Genomic DNA, 22002 nt, shown 5'->3' with positions numbered 1-22002 from the left:
AACACTAGTAAATTTTATGAGCTTAGCAGCAAGAATGGCATTACCAGTAACCAACATCGACGCAGCTCTCTGTACGAAGCATGTCAGCTATATCGGGATCTTACATAAGCTAAGAAACATCGACAAACGCCGATATCAAAATTTGTTTAAAGTTACCTAATCTTAGTTCGTCGAATTCGTTAACTTGCCCATGCGAGCTGTTCTCAGTGTTTTGATCACAAGCCCATGCTAATTGCGCGTCTGTTTTCTCAAGTTTGTCCAGAAGTTCAATCTGGGCGTCGCAATCACGCGTATATTCTATTTCGTACTCTGATGAGTGATTCATTTTGGCAAACATGCAAGATTCTGGAATGTCTTGTTCAATTCGTTCTGCAATTTCAATTAAGCTTTCTTCGGCGAAAGTGTAGAGCCATGCTTGCTGGTTTAGCGCCTCATTCACGCGCAGAATTCGACCTAGTACCTGTCTAAAATACAGCTCGGTTTTTACACTGCTCATATGACAACAGACTTGCAGGCGCGGAATGTCTGTACCCTCACTGATCATTCCAACGCTAACAATCCATTGAGAACTGTTGTGGCGGTAACGTTCAATCTCAGCTAAAGGTTCTTCATGCCGGTATGTCACTATCGAAACGGACTGTAAGTACTTTTGAGACAAAATGCTTTTTATAGTCTGAGCATGCTGAACAGACGATGCAACCACGAGTCCACCTGCTTTAGGAGATTGTCCTCGTATCTCAGAGAGCTTCTGACATGCAAGTCCAAGCAAGTACTCCATCGCTTCTTGATTGCGAATGACACTTTGGTAAGAGGTTTGGCTTTGCTTAATAAGTTCTAGAATTGATGTGAATGATTGGCTTTTCTCACTATTGACGATGGACATATGCTCGTTATCGACCAGAACGATTTTAGGTGCTCTACAAACCTTATCTTTAATGGCTTGCTTTAAGCTGTATTGATAATCTACAAGAATCTGGCCATCAGGGGAGCTATATTCACTCATTACAATAGGCAAAGAATCAGAACGCCAAGGAGTGCCTGACATAGCGAGGGTATACGTAGCTAGTCCCTGGATTTTCGTGAGAACTTGTTGGCCCCATACATTAGCATTTTCAATCTCAGAGCCCGAACAGTGATGGATCTCATCAAAAACCACAAACACACGATGTTTACCTAAAGTTTGCCAAAATTCATCATTAAGAAATTGAATAGATTGATATGTCAGTGACTGGCCAATGGAGCCTAAGCCACCATTAAACGCACAATCCAGTTTATGCGAAAATGTCTGTTTTATCCCGTCTGATATCGTTAGCGAGGGTGAGAAACACAGAATAAGATCTACCATACCTTCTTCTAGCAGGTGTGACCCTATAGCTGCCGCTAACACGGTTTTTCCTGCGCCTGGGGTTGCTTGGCAAAAATAGTGGTTATGGTTGGTTTGGAATTTTTTTAGTGCATGCTGTGAACACTCTTGCTGCCAAGTTCTTAACACGTTTTTTGATCCTGTTTGAGGGCTTCAAGAACATTAGTTAGTCCGTTAATTTTTCCAAGGAGGTGTGCTGAGCGCCCTCTTGATCTCTTAAGCAAGGGAATCAGTTTTGAATCTAATTGAGGAAAACGACTCATCAAAGACTGATACTCTTCAACCTCGCCTACGCTGATCTCCAATTCCGCTTGGTATGTGTTGCGCTCTTTGCTTAATGTCTCAAAAGTAAGTATTGAATCCGTACTTTCTTCAACAGCTTCTTGTTGCTCAATGTTTTGTAAGTCCCTAGCAACAGCAGTTTGAAAATAGCGCTTTTGTTGGCCTTGGCCTTCACTACGCAGCCAATTTTTTTGCTCATAACGTAGTATTTGCCGGTAAATCTGTTTCCGAGCTTCACGTAAGTCAGAGCTAATTCCATCTTGTGAAAGAGAGGCATCTCTCGCCTCGATTACTGAAAAACCATCCATCCCTTTTTCTATCAATAACTTGTGCATTACAGCACTGATCTTCTTGGAGCGTTTCATTTACTCTTAATTTACTCGAAATACTTAGGATTGCTAAGTATACAGAAATAGGTAAAACTTAGACAATCTAAGTTATCTGAGAAAAACGATGAAATTTCTGTGCTCACTAATCCAATTCCAATTCGACTCAAACAAGCGCGTAAGTTATCTGGCATTACTCAAAAGAACTTGGGAGTAATGATAGGTATGGATGAAAGCTCTGCTAGCGGTCGAATGAACCATTATGAGAAAGGTCGCCATACTCCAGATATTAGCACCTTGAAAAAAATGGCTGATGCTTTAGGTGTTCCTTTGAACTATTTCTTTTGCGAAGACGATACGTCTGCCGAGTTGGCTTGTTTAATTTCCAAGCTTGGTGATGATGAACGGAAAAAGCTTATCGACCATATATTGAGTGATAGATCCAAGGATTGTGATTCGCTTCCTAAAGATAGTTTCAGGAAGGCTTCGTTGTAAAAGAGGATTGGAGTGGTCAGAAGATGTATTTGTAGTCGATTGGCAAACAAGATTGAAGCGGCAAGTTAAAACTAGTGACAAAACAGGAGCCAATAGTTCTAACCTGCGAGCGACATTTTAAAGTGGGTAGCCGGTTTCGTGTTGATACACCCGAATGCTATTGGTCGAAGAATCGAAAAAAGCATTACTTTCCAGTTGCCCTAAATTTTGTCCTGCAATGAATGTTAAGACTAAGCATTTACTACCTTCAGATGCTTCAATTTCGGCATCGAACTCCAATTGAATTAATGTCTTATAAGGGATGTTGGTAATTGCAGAGAATATTTCGCATCGTTCAAAATGTTCAGAGCTTTTATTGGTATCTTCAGGCTGTTCGTAAATCGAAAACTCCGCTTTTTTAATCCCTTTAGTTTCCCAATCACGTAAATAACCCGACCAAATGTTAGCCTTTATGTTGGATGATTCTTTCAATTTCGAGGCGTTCCAAACTAATACTTCGATTTCCCCATTAGTTTTGTATAGAGCGACTTCTGCCTTTTTATTTTTTAAAAGAAGTTTTTTAAATTCGACATCATTTGAAGGATAAAAATCTAAGGTAGGCTTTGTACTTTTACCATCAACGTCCTTCAGCAAACGTTCAATTACAGAATTAGGGGTCTCACCGAAACCGATAACTTTTGCAGCTAGTTTGTCGTATATAGCTTCTGTTACCTCAATAGTTTTCATAGTCATTTGTTTTTTCTCTCAAAGTTAGGGCTGCCAAGCGTTACATATATGAATTCACATATGATTGACAAGAATCTTACTCGCAATGAATCATACAGTCAATCATATATGTTTTTATTTATGATTAATCGCATCGTATGTCCGTTTATGAATTAGAAGTTGCTGAGGGATTTGCTCATTTACGTGTTGTTTCGGCTGTGTTCTATTAGCATTTGCATGTTATTTCATAGCCTATAATTGTAGGCTAGGGAGATCAGTAACTAAACATGCACTTGAAAATAGGGATGAATATAGGCCCTAACCGATAAAAGAAAGAAGCATTTTAGCTGAGCGAACCAATCACATTTTAAAGAGCCCAAAAGGGGACAAAGTTCATTGAAATGATTAGACTATATTGGAAGTAATCACACAATATTCTCCACCGACAATAATAACTAACAACAGTGATTTGTATGTCGACTCTACCAGGCGCAGAGCAAGAACAACGGAAGATGGTGATAGCCGGCTTCAAGGCAGTGAATAAAATCATGTTCAATTGGGGCTGCTCAAAGCCACAAATTCAATCCATTCTTGCAATCCCAGAAGATGTTTATAGCGAATTCATATCGAATGCTGACTCGATAGCCTTAAATAGTGAACAGATAGAACGACTAAGCCACATTCTCAATATACATCGGGCGTTAAGACTTAAATTCTACAATCAAGAAAATGTCTCAGGGTTTATGAGCCTCGAAAACCACAATCCTCCGTTTGAAGGGCACAAACCTCTAGATTTTATTAGTGGTGGAAGTCTAGCCGATTTAAGCAATGTTGCCAGCTGGTTAGACGTTAACCCTAGTGAGTACTTAGCCTAATTTCAACGCTTACTTTCATTCTATGTTAATGAACTTGTTTCAGGGGAAAAATGCTTAAGAGTGTGGCGATTATGTAAAACAAAGCGCTGTTATTGTCATACGAGATTTGGGGCTCAAATGAGTTAGACAACCTAACTCGCCATAGGAGAGAAAAGGCATTAGGTCTTTAACTCCAAGGTAGTGGCCAAATTCAGTGTACCACTGCAGCCAATACTTCGGCTTACTCTAACATACAGGTTGTTTTGTTAATTTATTCCCCCATATATTACATGGAAATAAATACAGGGGGAGTGACATATGACGGTAAGGCGGGATTTCAGTGTGTTTTTGGATAACTTGAAGATCAAGAACAAAGACACAATTTCAAGTCGCTACGGAAGCATTACTAAGAACCTTAATGAAAAGTTTCGAGACTTAGAAAACGACAAGAAAAACTACAGTCTCCAAGCTGGCTCATATGGTCGCTACTCTGGAATCAATGGTATTTCTGACCTTGATATGCTCTACATACTGCCTCCTTGTGCTTGGACTACCTATCGCAAAGACCCATCGAAGGCTCTCGACCATGCAAAAGATGCAATAAAGAAAACGTATAATACAAGCAAAGTGAAGAAAGACCGCAACGTAGTAGTGGTTGAGATGCAAGACTTTACCTTTGAAGTCGTACCCGTATTCGAATGGCAAGGAGTATTCAAATACCCTGACACATATAATGGTGGTTCATGGCGGCAATGTGATACTCGTGCTGAGCTAATAGCATTTAGAGAACTGAACGACAAGCGCAAAGACAATCTGCGTAAGCTTGCGAAAATGATTCGTGCATGGAAGGCTAGAAACGATATTCAGATGAGTGGCTTTCTAATCGACACCCTTTGCTACAACTTCCTCAATGATAACACTAAATACGACAAGAGTTGCTTCGGCAGCTTTGACATGATGGTGAAAGACTTTTTTCAATACCTTACCAAAGAGCCAAAGAAAGCGTTCTACTATGCATTTGGCAGCAACTCGAGAGTCGGTGTGAATAAAGCATTCCAAGATGATGCTCAGAAAGCACTGGATACCGCAACTGAAGCGATTGAAGCAAGAGAGAATGGTTATGAGGACAAGTGTAACCAACGGTACAAGGCTATTTTTGGTACGAAGTTCCCTAATCGTGAAGCGAAACAAGTTTCAGCAGTGAATGAGGAGTTCATTGAGGAACTATTCGATATGGATATTACAAACCAAATTACTATTGATTGTAACGTAAAAAGCGACCTGATAACTAAAATGTTATCGTCACTAACATATGGCGGGGAGCGAATACAGCATCAACGGAAACTGCACTTCTTTGTGAAACAAACCGACATTGTTGGAGACTACGAAGTCAAGTGGAAGGTTCGCAACCGTGGGCATATCGCAGATAGGGACAAGAACTATCGCGGTGGAATCATAGACGATGATGGCAGTAAAACTCGTGTTGAGACGGCAACTTTCTATGGTGATCATACAGTTGAGTGCTACGCTATGCGCAAAAACACGGTGATAGCGCGACATATAATCACTGTCCCAATCGAATAGGAACGAACGTTTATGACGAAGCAAACAATAAAGAAGCAAGTGGCTAGAGAGTATTACAATGTTCTCTATAGCGCCAAGCTTCATTTTGCGTCATTAGATATCTGCGAGAAGTTACCGACGATTATTAGCATTACTTCGCTGTCCTTTGGTGTACTTGGTTTGGCATTTGCAGAGTTCAACAGCAAAGCTTTGGCTGCGCTGTTACTCATTATAGGTATCATCGGTATCATTCTTAAACCAAGAGAGCTTCTGAAGGAGCAATATGAAGCTACAGGGGATAGCCTGACTGATATCAGCAAGAAGCTAGAGCACATTTACTGTGAAGTTAACGAACAAGACGCAGCCTCGGTAACTAAAGCGAGAGCTGACCTTAGCCAAATTCAAACAGAACATCGATCTGTTAAAACTATATCTCCAGTGCTGATGTCTTCATGGTATGCCCACTACAAGGTATTTTCTGAGCATAATAGTGACTGGATGAGCGCAGAGCTTGCTCTAAGCTGGCGTGACAAAGTTCCGCTCAGCTTGCGCCTTGTAGTTATTGGTTGCCTAGTAGCTGCTTTGCTCTGGGTAAATCCACTTTGCATCACAAGCAAGACTTGGGCATGGGTTTATAAGCCTTGTGTGGGATGCTGGCAAGAACAACCCGCTCCGGAATCACTACGAGTTCAAGCCAGCAAAGCTACACCCGAACCAAAGCCTGATGCTAAAGCGACATATGGTGGAACGACTAAGTAACAAGGTAAGGGGTAAAAACCCTTTAGTTAGTTTTCTCTAACGAGCTTTTGTCTCGAAGCGACTCACGCCACGCATAAACAGTTAGGCAGAGCACATAATTTCTCCTGCGTTACATTACTATTATTTGGAGTAATGCAAGCCACTTTCGAAAGGCTTCATTATCTCCGTAACTCTTAATGGGGAAATTTTGAGGTTTAAACTTGGCTTAGTCGTTAAGCATGTCATTTGTGTTTGCTAGCCTTCGTAATTAACTGAAATTCCATACCAGAACGTTTGGTGTTACGGATTCTGTACCTTGTTGGATATTTGTCAAAAAAATCAGATAATTTCTTTAATCCGTAATTGCGGGGGTCAAAATCTGGTTTTAGTCTTTTTAAGTATTTACCTACTTCACCTAGTTTAACCCAACCAGTTTCGTCTCTATAGGTTTGCCAAGCTTGATGCATTAAGCGCCAGAGTTCCCGCTCTGCGACTTGATTCGAGTTTGGCTGTACTTCCTCAAGCTCAACATCAGCACTTAAGTTCTCAATGGCTACAAAATCGTCACAAGCGTTTTTGAATGAAGTTGGTGTCATCGCTTTGCCAACGCCAATGACGTGAATCTCTGACTCTCTTAGTCTTGTAGCTAGACTAGTAAAGTCACTATCACTGGAAATCAAAGCAAATGCATCAAATCTTTGGCTATATAGGAGATCCATAGCATCAATAATCATTAACGAATCGGTCGAATTCTTCCCAGAAGTGTACGCGAACTGTTGCTTGGCTTGAATAGCCAACTCATTCAACGGCTGCTTCCAATTTTTCAATTGTTCAGCAGAAAAATCACCATAAGCGCGTTTGACTATTATTTGCCCAAAGCTAGATAGCTCTTCAATAATCAAGTTCAGCTTAGAGTGAGGAGTATTCTCGGAATCAATTAGTACTGCTATTTTTTTGTTGCCCATAAAACTTGATTGAAGATCCTAATATGTTGTTAATTGCACTATAGAGTCATTAGTATAATCAGTTCAAATAGCAGAACTCAGAAGTGTTAAGAGCAACAACTCTAAATCGTACTGGGGCAGATGAGTGTTAACCGCCCCAACTCATTTTTGGACAGGAATGAGTTACGTTGTTAGTTCAAATACTGGCTGCTCGGATTAGATTAAGTACGGTTTGATTGGTGTTAACGCACACAGCAGAGGCAAACCGCAGCGCAGGTTTGTCCTGCTGACTATAATAGTTAGAGCTGATCATTGCAGTAGTAAATACAAACTTGTAGATAAAGAAATGATCGTTAAGCTCAGTGATAAAAATATAACAATTTTATATGTGGTTATTTTCTTATTGGCTTTCTGAGCAGCGATATCGATATTTTCTATTGCTTGCTGGAGATTCTCTGCAAGCACTTTAACGGAGTTTGCATTTTTAGATGCGGCATCCTGAAGTTCTTCTATTTGTTTGGTTACTATTGGATCGGTTTTGATTTCATCAGATTTTGGTGCTTCTTTTTTTGAAGTAAATGCCGGAATAGCCGCTGTAGCTATTTGCGCTATGTATGGTGCAACTACTTTTATTATTGGAAGAAATTGTGCTGCCATAATTTATATTTCTCTCTATATTCGTGTTGAGCTCTAACGCTAAGTATGAAGCACGTACTTCCTATCCCATTCAATGAGCACGCTTCCTATCACAGAAAGTGTGACCTAGCGCAAGATTGCTAGTCTGTTCATGCTTTCTCTTTAACTTATTGTCTACTTTGAGGTTTTCTTTTAGTTTTATCAATAGTCAGTGTTTAAATTTTATATATAATTTTGAGAAAAGCAGAATGCGAAATGTAGTGGCTATATATAATAACAGTGACAAAGTACACAGCCCTAAACGGTCAGCTTTCGATAAGTTTTCCTCTAGTTAGCATTGTAGACGCGCTTAGTGAAACAATTAGTGTTGCTAAGGGTGAAAGCTGGTTTTAAGGTGCTATTGAATTAACTGCCTAAGAAACAATGGGGCACTAATGCGTTTGAACGCTTACTTCAGAAGCTCTTTTAAATAGCTACTTCGCCTATGCGAATGGCTTAACGCTTCTGTAATCTGCTTCATATCACCCTCACTACCAACAATATGAACTTCACTTTCTGCCCTCGTAATCGCTGTATAGAGCCAGGCTCTATCAACGATTCGCCCTTTTTGTAGAGCAATGATGATACGAGGGAATTGCGACCCTTGAGCTTTGTGCAAAGTGACCGCATAACCTAGCTCCATACAATCTAGAACAGATTGCGTCACTTCTAAGGTATCACCAATATCCAGTGTTACTTCTCCGTAGCGGTCACCGGAGGACTTAACGCTTGTTAGCCTACCAAGGGAGCCATTTTGAACACCTTTGTCATAGTGATTCTGCGTGAATAAAACCGCATCATTCAAGCGAAGGGGTAGAAAGAACTTGTCGCCGTTAATTTCAAATTCAAGAGCTTCACCACTTGGGTTTACGGCCTGTTGGATGCGCTTATTGATTTCCGACACAAGGGCCTTGGTTGGAGCCATGACACGGCTATTTTCAGGTTCTTGTTGGTAAAGTTCGCAGCAGACTTGTGCGATTTCAGACTTATCCGTTTCGTGGAATTGTATTGTACCAATGCTGAGTTCTTCCGGTATGACACCTTGATTGATGAGCTTTGAATATTCAGGGATGCCTGTCGAACCTTCCTGCCTTTTGACAATATCTAGCATGGTGTTGGCTATCGTTTTTGCTTCAACGATATCAGCAAGAACCTTGCCGCACCCTATGGGAGGAAGCTGGTCGGGATCGCCCGTAAAAATCAAACGCACTGAAGGATGAATATGGTTCACCAAGCGATACATTGTTGGCAAATCAATCATACTCGCTTCATCGATTACTAGTAGATGGTTCTCTTGTTCAATGCTAGGCCCTATCGGCTCATCCCGAAGTAACTTGGCAATGGTCGAGGTAACAAAGCCTATTGACTCATGCAGCCTCATCGCAGCTCTGCCACTTAGCGCGACGGCATGTATCTCAAAGCCCATATGATGATAGGCCCTGAGCGCAGTTCTGAGCACTGTTGTTTTGCCAGTTCCCGCTCCTCCGGTTATGCAACTCACAGAGTTATTTAGACACGTTGTAACGGCTTCACCTTGCTTCACCGTCAAATCATAAGGTAAACCGGCAACCGCAAAACAAAAGGCTGCATTGGCTTTGTCATCAAACAAGTCAGTTAAATAAGCCAGTTTGTTCAGTCGTTTGGCAACGACATTTTCCATCAAAAGCTGTGCGGTGGGGTGATAAGCTCCAGAGCCTGGATTCAATATAAATTGGGCTCTGTCGTGCCCCGACTGAAGCGCATGAGCAACCAATGTTTGGTCTTTGAGAAGCTTTATGAGATGGGGCCGCACATTGGTGTGTATAGTATAGGTATGACCCTTTTCAATCTCTTTGCGTATGGCTATTTCAAGTGCTGCACTCAATCTTCTGGGGTCGTCCTGCGCAACCGAGCCCTTAAAATCCGTCGCTTGAACGATGCCTTCAATGACATTGAACGACAACCCAAAGCCAATTAATGCGTAAGGGTTTTCCTTGATAACGTCTATGGAGGCCTCACCATGATATTTGAGTAGTCGTTGCTGCACGCCTGCTGGAATTTTATGCGCACTCATCCAGTTGCAATGCGCCAAATTCTTATACTTGGCGTACCCCAAGAAGAGTGCCTCCACCGATTCCTCGCTCAAAAGCCCTGTAAGTCGAGATCTGGACGCAGGAGTATCGTTTGTCAACGTGACATGAAACTCTTTACCTAGGAGCTGCCATAATGCTCTAGCCTTGCTTTCACCTATCCCCTTGAAGTCCTTTCCTTTGGCTATAAAGCGGATTAGCTGCTCGCCGGTTTCAGGCAATGCGCATTGAATATGTTCCGGCAACTCATAGGTGTGCTGCTGCATCACATAATCGTCGGTCTCCACACAGTCTATTTGGCGGTTGCCTTTGATGAACCAGTGCTGCCCTATGGCTGGCAGTACGGGAATGCTATTGGGGTCAACTTTAATGGTGACGTAATACTTGCCACTATTAGTTTTGTAAGAGTCTTTTGCCAGTGGCACACCACTGAATATCACCATCTTGCTCGATCGGTAAGGGACACTGGTCACGCGCATCTGATCTTCATGCAAAGCGATGTTCATCGTGGCATCAAACCCATTTCAGATAGGGTCTCAGATAGTTCACCAAAACGTTCAAGTTTACTTTCTAACTCTTTGACCTTGGCTTTCAGTTCAATATTTTCTGCCTCTAATGACGATACCCGTTTGGAATCGAATAGTTTCCGATTAGCCATGTTGTCATAGGGTTTAGGCCTGTCCGAATTTTTCTTGGCTGAGTCGGTCAAAAGAGGGAGTACGCCCTTGTCACGCAGTTCATCCTCTAGTGCATTGAGCGCTTTTTTGAGCGCAGGGTTTTGGTTTAGGGCAGACTTGCCACAACCAAGTCCCTTTGCCACTTCGACACGGTTAAGCTGACCTCTGTAGACGATTTGCTTAAAGCCTTCGTCAGTTTGCGTCGCTTTCCATACTTCAAATGCCTCAAGGTTTTGCAGTGCCTTTTGCTGCCCGCTTGCCCTTCTTGTCATTATTTCCCTCTTTCTCCCGAGCCTAGATAACAGCATCTTTGAGGAGTGGATGTCTCATATGAATTAGTTAAGAATTGAATCTGTTACGCTCAAAAAACCAATTAGTGAAACGATTACTCGTCTCCTGTGCTGTCTTTCGACTAAAAGAAAACCCACTCATGCATCTCTATCTGTTTTATGAAAAGGTTTATCAATCTCTTGTTGTAACTTTGACATGTCTACATTGGGCATTTGAGAGAGGTTATACTGCCAACGAATAAATGTTTCTTTCCAGATTTTTTCTTTCACCGAATGCTCTGCTTTTAGGTGATCAATTTGCCCCTTGAGTTCGGAATTTTCTTTAAGAAGAGCATCAATAGTCACATCCCCAGTCTCACTTGTCATTTGAGATTTCGCATCTTTCAACGTCTTCTTACGGCGCTGGAAAGCTTGCTTAATTCCAGCGTCACCCATAAGCGTAAATGTAGATATTGATGCGCGATTTAAGCGTTTAGCAAGCGCTTCTGCAAATGCAGGCCACGTAAGTTTCCCAGACCATTTTGTAAGCACATCTTCGACAATCGGAAGCTCTTTTTCTGTGATTATTTTCTTTTTCATGCCCCGTTCCCAAATAGTGCTAATAGTTCACTCTGCGTGCGTTCAATCACACTTTGACTAACGGAATCCTGAACATTAATATCGACTTTCAAACCATTTTCGATGAGAGCTATTTGTGTCTCAGTGGGATCTAGTTCTTTCGGAATTCTAATTACAGTTCCTTCTGGAATCCTTTCGTCTTCATACATTCTGATCAAAGTGCGTGTAATCGCTAGTCGTCTACCATTAAATTTCAGCCAAGCTTCGGCCCCATATTCTCCACGACTGCAAGCGTCTACCGATATCTCAAATTCTTTGGTCTGAGCTACTTCTAGATTTCGCAGTCGTTCTAAGCTTTTCGGTAATCCTTTGATACAGGCATGATCTTTACAAGATACGCAATCACCCGCTTTTGTACATGGAGCCATCGTCCAATCATGCTCACATACTCCCCAACCTGAAGGCTGCGCTGCTCCGACACGACTCTTATTCCCTAACATTTCATAAGTAATTGGGACTCCCACCTTCACTGCTTCAATGGCTCTAAGCCCATTGTCTTTTGGGAGGCTCAGAACACTATCTTTAGGGATATTGAGAACTGCACGAGCTGTCGCTTCCCTCTCTTCTGGCGTCCGCAAATCATAAGCTTTGTTGTCTTGAATTCGTGTGCGTCCAGCAAACATAGCCAGATCTAGCGAGTCCATTTCTCCGCGCTCAGCCATCGTAGATAGCCATGTTCGAATTTGGTGAGTAGAAATTGCGATTGAAGATCCATCTTCATTTCGGATATTCAATTGTTCAAATATTGAATCTTTAACTTCTGTTCGGCTATCAGAAGATCCTAAAGCAGTGTTGAATTCATTTACGCTCGGAGTAACCCAGCTGTACTCTTTAGCCATGAAATCTTTATGAAATTCATTCTCTCTCAAAAGACATAGCGCTTTGCTAACAGGAACGCCAACCTCTTCAATATTCGGCCAGGTAGGATACCGCTTGGAGTACTTCTTCACGGAATATTCAGCAAGATCGCTATAGGTGATTTGAGTCTTATCTTTTATCAGGTTCAAGAACCATTTGGGGCTATTCAGCGCAAGTGCCATTTCCTGCACATCCTTCGTATCAGATGAAAACCGATTACTTAGAGTCAGCCCCATAGCCGCACGTAGTTCTGAATAACTCAGAGGTTCGTTTTCTCCGTGGTTCAAACTCGTAATGCACTCTGAATGACGAAAGAACTTGTTAGGATGTTCAATTGCCCAAGCCGCTGCCTCTCGCGCTGACGCACCAAGCTTAGTTAGTCGTTTTACAGCCTCTCTCACTGTATGCTCTAATTTAGGGTGAACTGGTTTCGGGATTGTTCCACCGCCCTTAGCTGCTTTCCATCGCAGGTTCAAAACCTCGGTTTCTTTATTTTCGACTTTACCCGTATCTGGATTTTGAGAGGCCTCAATCGCGGTTGTCTCGAATAGACAGTTCGTGGTCAGAAAGTAAAGCTCTCCAGCGCGGCTTGGCGCAAACATAAGTAAAACTGCACAGCTCGACCAATAAACTTCATATGGCGTCTTCGCTTTGGTAAAAGCATCAGCTAAAGCGGCCAAGTCATGACTTTCAAGTAAGCGTTCTTCTTGCCAATCCCTATCATCTTTTGACGTACCTTCGGCACGATCTTTTTGTCTAGGCCACGGGCTTTTCTTCCAGGGAGTGTGGCGCAAACATATTCTATTATCTTTCAACCACTTAAATAGCTTCTTCATATGACCACCTGTGCCATAACGTGCTTGTGGTGCCAGTCGTGCTTCTACAGACTCTCTAGCCTTTGTAACTGTAGGTTCATCGAGTAGCAGTATGTCAGCGGTGCCATGAACCTCCTTCAATCCCCAATATATTGCTTTAAGCGCTCGCATCATATGGCTAGGAGCAATTTCCTTTATGCTCTGCTGTTCTCGGACATAAGCACGAGAAAAGTCTAAAAAAGGCTGTTCAAATGGTTTACCATCACCTTTTCCCGCAGAAGACTCATATTCTGTGAACTGCATGCCAAGGTTCTTAGCTGTCTTCCAGTTAATTGAGTTAAAACCATCTTGATCTTCATACAATGTTAACTCGAATTTAGCTCGGTCTATAAAAGCTTTGAGATTCTGTTCACAGGTGAGTTCTTTTCTTGATTTAAAGGGAATAACACTCATGCCGCCCCCTCATTTACAGATTTAATTTTATCATCACAAGCTTTCATAATCGCCGCAATATGAACAATCGCTAGATCATAGGATTGAAGAACTAAATCACTGGCCCCGCTCTCTCGGCGATCTTCCACTTCCTCAGTTAAATCAACCAAAAGTTCATCCCATGGTGCATGTAAAAGCGGCTGAAAACGAGCACATGACACACAGGTTTTGATACCACTATCGCAGGCACTACCTGCACAGTTTCCAACATGCTTCATACCGCTAATATGTCGTCTGCTAGCTGGATCACCAGAACGAATAGCCTCTGACTCACTAGCTATTAAACGCTCTTCAAACATCGCAGCTAAAAAGCCCATGGCTTCATTCATTTTGGCAAAAATTCTAAGGGCTAATTCTGGGGTATACCCTGTATAAACTCCTATATTCTGTGTATCTCCGTGGTCTAACAGGTAAGCAAGCTGAACCCCACTAATACCGTGACGAACTAAATTGGTTGCACGCGTGCGGCGACAACGGGTGGGCGTAAAGTGAATAGTTTCACCAGTACGCTCTGAGATTGCATTGCACTTCCTACTAACGTCTCGAGTCAAACTTGACGAGTCTGCTAAGTTCATATGAAATTTCGCAGGCTCATCTTTTAAAAGTTTACGAAATTCACCTACACTGAAAATCTCATCGAATGAGTCTTCTTTACCGACAAACAACGGCAATTGTGTCAGGTCATATTTCGTCAAATTTGGCAGCCTTTCCTTCGCCTTTTTCTGGACCTTTTCTGCTAAATTAATCAAAACTAAAAATAAATCTTCGGTAATATTGAGTGAACGAAAGCTCTTGCGAAAGCCAGCGGCTTCTCCACGCTTTTTAGCTCTAGGAACAGAAACAGAATAGATTTGCTTTCCTTTAGATACTTCAACATTTATATCCATAATACGTAAGTGACGAAGTTGAATCGGACGTCGCGCCGTCTGATAGCAAGTCATGAACCATGCATACTCACGTAGGTTTATCTGTTCATTTAAGAATGCATTAGAAGCCCAGTTCATGAGTAATTGCTGCTCAGTTACAGTCCAAGGGCCTGAATATGGGCAACTATGTAAGACCGGTTTCCCTTTGACATTCCCATGAAGCTTGAGACTATCTAAGAATGGCGTTAAGTCTTTTTGAACGCCTGGGTACTCCCAATCAATCCAGTTGCGTAGTAACGCACGAATAGTACCTAACTTATACTCATCTTCTCTAGAAAGGGTCCCTTTCAAGTTCAAGATCTGAATTTCAGTGATTTCACCACCTGTATAATGCGGAGTATCAAGAAAATAACATCTAATATAAGTAAAACACCCTTTAACATGAAATTCTGATACTTCCTCAGCCATTCTCGCTAAAGTTAACCTCAAGCCTTGACAGAGTTCTGAGTCAGCCTTCTGATAGTTTAATAGCCCCCAGTTGAGTGTATAGTCATGCCCAATTTTCCAACGTTCAGAATGCACATTGAATTCATAACCGGTCTTTGACGTTCGATGAAGTAACTCATACTTAGGAAGTTTAAATGCGCCAGCAACGCTCATTATTTTTCCTCTTTATTATCTGAAAAATCATAAGCCATCCCCAATACACTTGGGATCAACCGTTTAAGCTCTTCTTGCGCAAGCTCCGATCCACCTTTACCGCATTCGTTCCGTACTTTGTTAGCCTCATCCTCCATCAGCGCCATGTTTATTTTTTCAGCTGACTCTTTTGTATGCCGTAGGTTGTACACTTCAGCGGATTTCTCATCGCTATGGCCCATTAAATACATACGCACTTGCTTCTCTTTCTTTTCAGAAATGATTTCATCTACCCGACCTTCTTCACGCGCTAACTGGTTATTTGCATCAATAATTCTAGAAATGAGGTTGTTGCGGTTATGACGATATGCATGAGCACCTGCAAGCTTGTCTACCTTGATTCCTTGCTGTTCGATAAACGCAACCAATGCTTCATCACGAGCAATCTTCAATAAGAGTTTGGGGCACTGCTTTACACCCAACGGCTGTCCTTTTGTACTCTTGTTAGAAACGAACAAAAAACCATGACTTTGGCTCGCTGGAAATGCTGAAACCATCTTCCGCCTTTCTCCTGTCACGTAATCACGCAATAAATCTGTCAGTTCCAAAGATATTGGTAGATCACGTTCCAATGTTTTTGCATTTGGTTCAAGTGCTCGCCAAATGTCCTCAGGATCATCATGTCGCCGAACGATTGAAATGGTTTGAGCCGCAAAATTTATATCTAAGACCTTTAACTGAAGTAATTCCCCCACACGCATACCTGTGTCGTAAAGCACTCTAACAATTAGATAGTTCCTATCACGAACTAAATCTGTAAAGGGGTTATCGGGACAACTTGGCTCCGCAATCCTCATGATCTCTTCAAAAACTTCAGGCGGCGGTGCTTTTTTATCTGGATCATTTAGTGTTGCACGCGCACCTTGTCGCTTGGGTCGCTGCTTAAATATCAGTTGCTTAATTTTTCCGGCTGCATCTAAGTAATATGCATAATGAGAGTAATGGCGAAGCCCTACATCTACAATAAAATGGAGAAATTCAGCTACGACTTTCAATCGCTGACGGTGCAGCTTTACTCCTACCACCTCATCTGGAACCACAGAAGCTGGTAATTGCGTTCTCATAGAAATCACATTGTTTTCACTTTTGCGTGCCTGCTTACGTCGAGCAACTTTCGTCTGAATTTTGCAATGATAAGCTAAAGACCTAGCTTCAAGTGTTGAAAGGAATACTGGTGGGGTAAATTGGCTCACTGGGGCGGTTTCATCTGCGTCAGCGATTCTAATGACCTTTTCAAAGAAAGGTTGTTCCTGCATTTCATCCCAAAGAAGGAAATGAACAAGGACATTAGAAATGTTCCTCATAGTCTCTTGGGTCGACCCTCTATAGTGAGTTGTAAGGAATAGAGTTGTCCAAAAGTCAGGCACACCATTAATGTCAGATAAACAAGAGAAACGCTCTCCGTTTTGAAAAATGAGTTGTTCTCGATGAAGTTCCATACCACCACCACAATTCAAGCTTTACTTATTGTAGAAAGGTGGCAAACGTAGATCAAGTGTTTTTTTTACCATGAAACAAAAAAACCCCGTAAAAACGGGGCTTTAATCGAATGACTCAATAATAAATCAAGCTTTCTACTATTGGAGGTGTCAGAACGGAATGTCGTCATCAAAGTCAGGCATTTCTGGTGCGCTTGGCGGAGTAAAGCCTTGGTTAGGAGCTTGTCCTTGCGGGGCTGCGCCACCTTGAGGAGCCGGTGCGAAGCCGCCTTGCTGCTGATGTCCGCCAACTGCTGGCTGATGAGCCGCTTGAACAGGAGCTTGAACAGGTGCATTTTGACGCACTGGTGCTTGGCTCTGTTGATTTTGTTGACCTTGTTGGTTTTGTTGCCACGCTGGCTGGCCTTGTGGGCTGCCGCCGGCGGCAGGTGCTGCTTGTTGATAGCCACCGCCTTGATTAGCTTGATAGCCACCTTGTTGACCACCAGCTGCTTGACCTGCGCCTTGTCCACGCCCGTCTAGCATTTGCATTTCGTTGGCACGGATTTCAGTCGTGTACTGATCTTGGCCTTGTTGGTTTTGCCACTTACGGGTGCGTAAGCTGCCTTCAACATAGACTTTTGAGCCTTTTTTAAGATACTCACCTGCAACTTCAGCAAGGCGATTACTAAAAACAACACGGTGCCATTCGGTTGCTTCTTTTTGTTCACCTGACTGGCGATCCTTCCACGAGTCGGTTGTGGCAACTGTTACATTACAAATTGCGCCACCGCTTGGGAAAAAGCGTACTTCTGGGTCTTGCCCAAGATTGCCTATCAATATTACCTTGTTTACACCGCGAGCCATGCTCTAATCCTCTAACAAACTGTTTCATTTAATCGGGCTAGTTTACTAAGCCGACTGCAACACTTCCATCGCCTTTTGCAAATTAAATTGTTTTCGTTCAACTTTGAGATATACACGCTGTTCTTGCCGAAGCACAACAGCTTCAATAACGCCTTCTAATTCAGCGACTTTAGCTTGAATTTGTTGGCTAGTTAAATGCTCATCAACCACTAAGGAGACATTAGTCACCCCACTGACCGCACGCAACTCGCGGGTGAAAAACAACCAAATCACTAAGGCTAACACGCCGACCAGCAACACACTTGACCAACCGGAGCTTTGAATAAGCAAGCCGGAAATGGCTCCCCCAACAAAAGCGCCGCCAAACTGACAACTAGAATACAGGCCTAGCGCCGTTCCTTTTTTGCCTGCTGGAGCTAAGCTGGAAAGTAATGCTGGCATGCTGGCTTCCATAAAGTTGAAGCCAACAAAAAATAATAATAGGGCAACAAGAAACAAACTTAAGCTGCTCGCCACGTTAAACAGTAAGAACCCCGACAACATTAATACAATCGCAAATTGAAAGAATTGTCGATTGGCGTTTTTGCGCGCGGCCAGAATTAACATGGGCACCATGCCACAAAATGACAGCAGCAAAATGGGCAGGTAGTACCAAGCATGGCTTTGCACACTAGGTATGTAAGTTTGTAACTGACTGGGCAGTCCGACAAACAAAGCGGTCATTAAAAAGTGCAGCACAAACACACCAAAATTAAGCAGCGCTAATTGCTTGTCTTTTACCAGTGCACCGACATCAGAAATTGATAATAAAGTATCAGCTTTGGCACCTAGTAGTTCAGCATTAGGAATAAACCACAGCACCACCGCGATGCTCATAACTGCGCCTGCTGCAATACAATAGAACAAGCCAGAGAGTCCCCAAAAGCTTGCTAACAACGGTCCGAGTACCAAAGCAATACTAAAGGATAGACCAATACTCATGCCTATACTGGCCATGACTTTAGCCCGCTGAGATTCGCGGCTTAAATCGGCCGCTAAGGCCATAATGGTACTTGCAACTGCGCCCATACCTTGAATTAAACGCCCCAAAATAAGCTCATGCATGCTGTCCGCATTTGCCGCAACCACCGAGCCCAAAGCGAAAACAAGTAGACCTATAACGATGATGACTTTGCGGCCAAAGCGATCCGAAAGCCAGCCCATAGGAACTTGTAATAAGGCTTGGCTTAAACCATAAGCGCCCAGCGCTAAACCCAACAAACTGGGACTATAACCTGGGATTTGTTGACCGTAGATAGACAGCACCGGTAGCAGCATAAATAAACCCAGCATTCGCATTGCAAATACTAGTGAAAGGCCGATAGCGGCTTTCTTTTCACTGCGATTGAATCCGTTCTCGCTCATATCTTCGACCTAACAAAATGGGTCAAATATGCTAACACAGAGCACGACCTATTCCACATAAGTAAATACTCAATTGCCACGATTGCTTGCATAAAGCACTGCTGCTTAGCCAGCAAATATGCAATACTTCTGCACTAATCTTGGCTCAGTAAGTAATGGACATGCAAAACATTGAGATCCGTGGTGCCCGTACCCACAACCTGAAAAATATCTCCCTGACTCTTCCTCGAAACAAACTCATTGTTGTCACGGGATTATCTGGCTCAGGAAAGTCCTCTTTGGCTTTCGATACCTTATATGCAGAAGGCCAACGCCGCTATGTTGAGTCCTTGTCTGCTTACGCTCGCCAGTTTTTATCATTAATGGAAAAGCCAGATGTCGACCTTATTGAAGGTTTGTCACCGGCGATTTCAATTGAACAAAAATCGACCTCGCACAACCCGCGATCCACAGTTGGAACCATTACTGAGATTTACGACTACCTGCGTCTGTTATTCGCGCGTATCGGCGAGCCCCGTTGTCCAACTCATGGCGAGCCATTAAGCGCCCAAACTGTTAATCAAATGGTTGACCGAGTTTTGGAACAGCCCGAAGGTCAAAAGCTGATGCTATTGGCGCCAGTGGTCAAAGATCGCAAAGGTGAACACAGTAAAATGTTGGAGAATCTTGCGGCGCAAGGCTATATACGAGCGCGTATTGATGGCGAAGTATGTGACTTAAGCGATCCGCCTGATTTAGAGCTGCATAAAAAACACAATATTGAAGTGGTCGTGGATCGCTTTAAAGTGCGCAAAGATTTAAGCCTGCGTTTAGCTGAAAGCTTTGAGACCGCTTTAGAGCTTGCCGACGGCACCGCCATTGTTGCCGACATGGATAGCGGCGAAAACCTGATGTTGTTTTCGGCCAATTTCGCTTGTCCGGTATGTAGTTACAGCATGGCAGAACTTGAGCCGAGGATCTTCTCATTTAATAACCCAGCAGGGGCCTGTCCAAGCTGTGACGGCCTGGGTATTGATCAGTTTTTCGATTTGAACAAAGTGGTTATTCATCCGCAAATCTCTTTGGCTGGCGGCGCGATCCGCGGTTGGGAGCAACGCAACTTTTACTATTTCCAAATGCTAAGCGCGATGGCGAGCCACTATGGTTTTGATGTCGACGTGCCGTTTTCAAAACTGAGCAAAAAGCATCAGGACTTAATCTTACAAGGTTCAGGTAAGACTGAAATTGAGTTTAAGTACATGAACGACCGAGGCGATGTGATTTTGCGCAAACACCCATTTGAGGGTGTGGTTCCGAATATGAAGCGCCGCTACAAAGAGACCGAGTCGAATGCGGTGCGTGAAGAGCTAGCCAAATACATCAGTAATCAGCAATGCCCTAGTTGTCACGGTAGTCGGCTTCGCGAAGAAGCGCGCAATGTTTTTGTCAATGAAACCAACTTACCCAAGTTATCGATGATGACCATTGGTGAAGCAGTTGAGTTTTTCACCAGTATTGAGCTGGTTGGTCAAAAAGCTCAAATCGCAGATAAGATCCTTAAAGAAATTAATGACAGACTGAATTTTCTGATCAACGTGGGCTTAGACTATTTATCCTTAGAGCGCAGTGCAGATACTTTGTCTGGCGGCGAAGCACAACGCATTCGATTGGCCTCGCAGATTGGTGCAGGCTTAGTTGGCGTGATGTATGTGCTTGATGAGCCTAGCATAGGCTTGCACCAACGTGACAACGAACGCTTATTGGGTACATTGCGACATTTGCGAGATTTAGGTAATACCGTAATTGTGGTCGAGCATGACGAAGACGCGATTCGCGCTGCTGACTACATCGTAGATATCGGTCCTGGTGCTGGCGTACACGGCGGAGAAATTATTGCCCAAGGCAGTCTAAAGCAGATATTAAAAAGTAAGGACTCTCTTACCGGTCAATATCTAAGTGGAAAACGTAAAATTGCCTTGCCGAGCAAGCGCAATAAAGCCGACAAAGGTTGGTTGGAGCTTAAAGGGGCCACCGGTAACAACTTACAGAACGTCAATTTGAAAATCCCGTTCGGTTTAATGACCTGCGTTACCGGCGTATCCGGAAGCGGTAAATCGACACTGATCAATGACACCTTATTCAAAATTGCCCACAAAGAGCTTAATGGTGCGGCAGGTGACAACATTGCTCCGTATAAATCGATTAAAGGCATGGACCAACTCGATAAAGTTGTCGATATCGACCAAAGCCCTATTGGTCGTACACCACGATCTAATCCAGCTACTTATACCGGGATATTTACCCCGGTTCGTGAACTTTTTGCCGCAACTCATGAGTCACGTTCGCGAGGCTACAAGCCCGGTCGCTTTTCGTTCAATGTTAAAGGTGGCCGCTGTGAAGCCTGCCAAGGTGATGGGGTCATTAAGGTTGAAATGCATTTCCTACCCGACGTGTACGTACCTTGCGATCAATGTAAAGGTAAGCGCTACAATCGTGAAACCCTAGAGGTTCAGTACAAAGGTAAGAACATCCACCAAGTACTAGATATGACCATTGAAGAGGCTCACCCCTTCTTTGAAGCTATACCTGCTATTGCGCGAAAATTGCAAACTTTGGTCGACGTTGGTTTGTCTTACATTCGCCTTGGACAGTCTGCAACCACTCTAAGTGGCGGTGAGGCGCAACGGGTAAAACTAGCGCGCGAGCTAAGCAAGCGTGACACAGGGCAAACCCTGTATATTCTAGATGAGCCGACCACGGGCTTACACTTCCAAGACATTCAATTACTACTCGAGGTTATTCATCGACTTCGGGACCACGGAAATACGGTAGTGGTCATTGAACATAATTTAGATGTGGTGAAAACTGCGGATTGGATCGTTGACCTTGGCCCCGAAGGCGGCCGCGGCGGCGGTCAAATCATTGCACAGGGTACCCCTGAGCAAGTTGCTGTGGAAGAAAAGTCACACACAGCTCGTTTTCTTGCCCCTATGCTGAAGGATTAA

The 22002-nt window shown here is 43.2% G+C and carries 18 protein-coding genes; 5 read left to right on the top strand and 13 right to left on the bottom strand.

All coding sequences use genetic code 11. The features are described from left to right. Positions 1-109: 109 nt before the first annotated feature. Entirely contained in the window at positions 110-1492 is a 1383-nt protein-coding gene (locus DBZ36_RS16970; protein WP_120356160.1) for a DEAD/DEAH box helicase, read from the bottom strand. Then, positions 1486-2010 (bottom strand): hypothetical protein, encoded by a 525-nt coding sequence (locus DBZ36_RS16965; protein ID WP_120356159.1) that lies wholly within the window; start codon positions 2008-2010, stop codon positions 1486-1488. Before DBZ36_RS16965 ends, DBZ36_RS16970 begins: the two co-directional genes overlap by 7 nt. 99 nt (positions 2011-2109) lie before the next feature. On the opposite strand from DBZ36_RS16965, the gene DBZ36_RS16960 reads away from it, so the two are divergent. Next, complete coding sequence (locus DBZ36_RS16960) at positions 2110-2466, top strand: helix-turn-helix domain-containing protein (protein WP_120356158.1); 357 nt, start codon at positions 2110-2112, stop codon at positions 2464-2466. A 117-nt stretch (positions 2467-2583) separates the two neighbouring features. Here the strand turns inward: DBZ36_RS16960 and DBZ36_RS16955 are convergent, their stop codons facing one another. Then, positions 2584-3192 carry a hypothetical protein gene (locus DBZ36_RS16955; protein ID WP_158589133.1) on the bottom strand — a complete coding sequence of 203 codons (609 nt, stop codon included), beginning with the start codon at positions 3190-3192 and terminating at the stop codon, positions 2584-2586. Between the two features lie 452 nt (positions 3193-3644). Here DBZ36_RS16955 and DBZ36_RS16950 point away from each other — a divergent pair, with 452 nt between their 5' ends. The 3 genes from DBZ36_RS16950 to DBZ36_RS16940 all read left to right on the top strand — a co-directional run bounded on the left by DBZ36_RS16950 (position 3645) and on the right by DBZ36_RS16940 (position 6347). Next, complete coding sequence (locus DBZ36_RS16950) at positions 3645-4046, top strand: DUF2384 domain-containing protein (RefSeq protein WP_120356156.1); 402 nt, start codon at positions 3645-3647, stop codon at positions 4044-4046. Positions 4047-4343: 297 nt separating this feature from the next. Next, positions 4344-5609 carry an SMODS domain-containing nucleotidyltransferase gene (locus DBZ36_RS16945; RefSeq protein WP_120356155.1) on the top strand — a complete coding sequence of 422 codons (1266 nt, stop codon included), beginning with the start codon at positions 4344-4346 and terminating at the stop codon, positions 5607-5609. 12 nt (positions 5610-5621) lie between these two features. Beyond that, on the top strand, positions 5622-6347 hold the full coding sequence (locus DBZ36_RS16940; protein WP_120356154.1) for an SLATT domain-containing protein: 726 nt from the start codon (positions 5622-5624) through the stop codon (positions 6345-6347). Positions 6348-6568: 221 nt separating this feature from the next. On the opposite strand, the gene DBZ36_RS16935 is transcribed toward DBZ36_RS16940, so the two are convergent. The 10 genes from DBZ36_RS16935 to DBZ36_RS16890 all read right to left on the bottom strand — a co-directional run bounded on the left by DBZ36_RS16935 (position 6569) and on the right by DBZ36_RS16890 (position 19018). Further along, positions 6569-7291, bottom strand: coding sequence for an NYN domain-containing protein (locus DBZ36_RS16935; RefSeq protein WP_120356153.1), 723 nt, complete (start codon positions 7289-7291; stop codon positions 6569-6571). Positions 7292-7579: 288 nt separating this feature from the next. Further along, positions 7580-7927, bottom strand: coding sequence for a hypothetical protein (locus DBZ36_RS16930; protein ID WP_120356152.1), 348 nt, complete (start codon positions 7925-7927; stop codon positions 7580-7582). Positions 7928-8354: 427 nt separating this feature from the next. Further along, complete coding sequence (locus tag DBZ36_RS16925; RefSeq protein WP_120356151.1) at positions 8355-10520, bottom strand: AAA family ATPase; 2166 nt, start codon at positions 10518-10520, stop codon at positions 8355-8357. Then, on the bottom strand, positions 10517-10963 hold the full coding sequence (locus DBZ36_RS16920; protein ID WP_120356150.1) for a VPA1267 family protein: 447 nt from the start codon (positions 10961-10963) through the stop codon (positions 10517-10519). Before DBZ36_RS16920 ends, DBZ36_RS16925 begins: the two co-directional genes overlap by 4 nt. Before the next feature lie 156 nt (positions 10964-11119). Then, on the bottom strand, positions 11120-11560 hold the full coding sequence (locus tag DBZ36_RS16915; RefSeq protein ID WP_120356149.1) for a hypothetical protein: 441 nt from the start codon (positions 11558-11560) through the stop codon (positions 11120-11122). Further along, positions 11557-13725: a hypothetical protein gene (locus DBZ36_RS16910; protein ID WP_199711910.1), complete on the bottom strand. Its 2169-nt coding sequence runs from the start codon at positions 13723-13725 to the stop codon at positions 11557-11559. The genes DBZ36_RS16915 and DBZ36_RS16910 overlap by 4 nt, the downstream gene beginning before the upstream one ends. Then, entirely contained in the window at positions 13722-15290 is a 1569-nt protein-coding gene (locus DBZ36_RS16905) for a site-specific integrase (protein ID WP_120356148.1), read from the bottom strand. The genes DBZ36_RS16910 and DBZ36_RS16905 overlap by 4 nt, the downstream gene beginning before the upstream one ends. After that, positions 15290-16768 carry a tyrosine-type recombinase/integrase gene (locus DBZ36_RS16900; RefSeq protein WP_120356147.1) on the bottom strand — a complete coding sequence of 493 codons (1479 nt, stop codon included), beginning with the start codon at positions 16766-16768 and terminating at the stop codon, positions 15290-15292. The genes DBZ36_RS16905 and DBZ36_RS16900 overlap by 1 nt, the downstream gene beginning before the upstream one ends. A 150-nt stretch (positions 16769-16918) precedes the next feature. Further along, a complete protein-coding gene (ssb, locus tag DBZ36_RS16895) occupies positions 16919-17614 on the bottom strand; it encodes a single-stranded DNA-binding protein (protein WP_120356146.1) in 696 nt (231 codons plus the stop codon). Between the two features lie 45 nt (positions 17615-17659). Then, entirely contained in the window at positions 17660-19018 is a 1359-nt protein-coding gene (locus DBZ36_RS16890; RefSeq protein WP_120356145.1) for an MFS transporter, read from the bottom strand. Between the two features lie 161 nt (positions 19019-19179). Between DBZ36_RS16890 and uvrA the strand changes: the two genes are divergently transcribed. Next, positions 19180-22002: an excinuclease ABC subunit UvrA gene (gene uvrA, locus DBZ36_RS16885; protein ID WP_120356371.1), complete on the top strand. Its 2823-nt coding sequence runs from the start codon at positions 19180-19182 to the stop codon at positions 22000-22002.

The organism is Alginatibacterium sediminis (assembly GCF_003610775.1).
Classification (GTDB): domain Bacteria; phylum Pseudomonadota; class Gammaproteobacteria; order Enterobacterales; family Celerinatantimonadaceae; genus Alginatibacterium; species Alginatibacterium sediminis.
Note: the sequence above shows the minus strand (reverse complement) of the source record. Positions and strands in the feature narration are given on the sequence as shown.

Excerpts from the sequence above, each read along its gene's own strand:
- DBZ36_RS16925 (WP_120356151.1), bottom strand. The coding sequence starts at position 10,520 with ATGAACATCGCTTTGCATGAAGATCAGATGCGCGTGACCAGTGTCCCT.
- ssb (WP_120356146.1), bottom strand. The coding sequence starts at position 17,614 with ATGGCTCGCGGTGTAAACAAGGTAATATTGATAGGCAATCTTGGGCAA.
- DBZ36_RS16945 (WP_120356155.1), top strand. The coding sequence starts at position 4,344 with ATGACGGTAAGGCGGGATTTCAGTGTGTTTTTGGATAACTTGAAGATC.
- DBZ36_RS16955 (WP_158589133.1), bottom strand. The coding sequence starts at position 3,192 with ATGAAAACTATTGAGGTAACAGAAGCTATATACGACAAACTAGCTGCA.
- DBZ36_RS16915 (WP_120356149.1), bottom strand. The coding sequence starts at position 11,560 with ATGAAAAAGAAAATAATCACAGAAAAAGAGCTTCCGATTGTCGAAGAT.
- DBZ36_RS16905 (WP_120356148.1), bottom strand. The coding sequence starts at position 15,290 with ATGAGCGTTGCTGGCGCATTTAAACTTCCTAAGTATGAGTTACTTCAT.
- DBZ36_RS16950 (WP_120356156.1), top strand. The coding sequence starts at position 3,645 with ATGTCGACTCTACCAGGCGCAGAGCAAGAACAACGGAAGATGGTGATA.
- DBZ36_RS16935 (WP_120356153.1), bottom strand. The coding sequence starts at position 7,291 with ATGGGCAACAAAAAAATAGCAGTACTAATTGATTCCGAGAATACTCCT.
- DBZ36_RS16910 (WP_199711910.1), bottom strand. The coding sequence starts at position 13,725 with ATGAGTGTTATTCCCTTTAAATCAAGAAAAGAACTCACCTGTGAACAG.
- DBZ36_RS16965 (WP_120356159.1), bottom strand. The coding sequence starts at position 2,010 with ATGAAACGCTCCAAGAAGATCAGTGCTGTAATGCACAAGTTATTGATA.
- DBZ36_RS16900 (WP_120356147.1), bottom strand. The coding sequence starts at position 16,768 with ATGGAACTTCATCGAGAACAACTCATTTTTCAAAACGGAGAGCGTTTC.
- uvrA (WP_120356371.1), top strand. The coding sequence starts at position 19,180 with ATGCAAAACATTGAGATCCGTGGTGCCCGTACCCACAACCTGAAAAAT.
- DBZ36_RS16940 (WP_120356154.1), top strand. The coding sequence starts at position 5,622 with ATGACGAAGCAAACAATAAAGAAGCAAGTGGCTAGAGAGTATTACAAT.
- DBZ36_RS16930 (WP_120356152.1), bottom strand. The coding sequence starts at position 7,927 with ATGGCAGCACAATTTCTTCCAATAATAAAAGTAGTTGCACCATACATA.
- DBZ36_RS16890 (WP_120356145.1), bottom strand. The coding sequence starts at position 19,018 with ATGAGCGAGAACGGATTCAATCGCAGTGAAAAGAAAGCCGCTATCGGC.
- DBZ36_RS16920 (WP_120356150.1), bottom strand. The coding sequence starts at position 10,963 with ATGACAAGAAGGGCAAGCGGGCAGCAAAAGGCACTGCAAAACCTTGAG.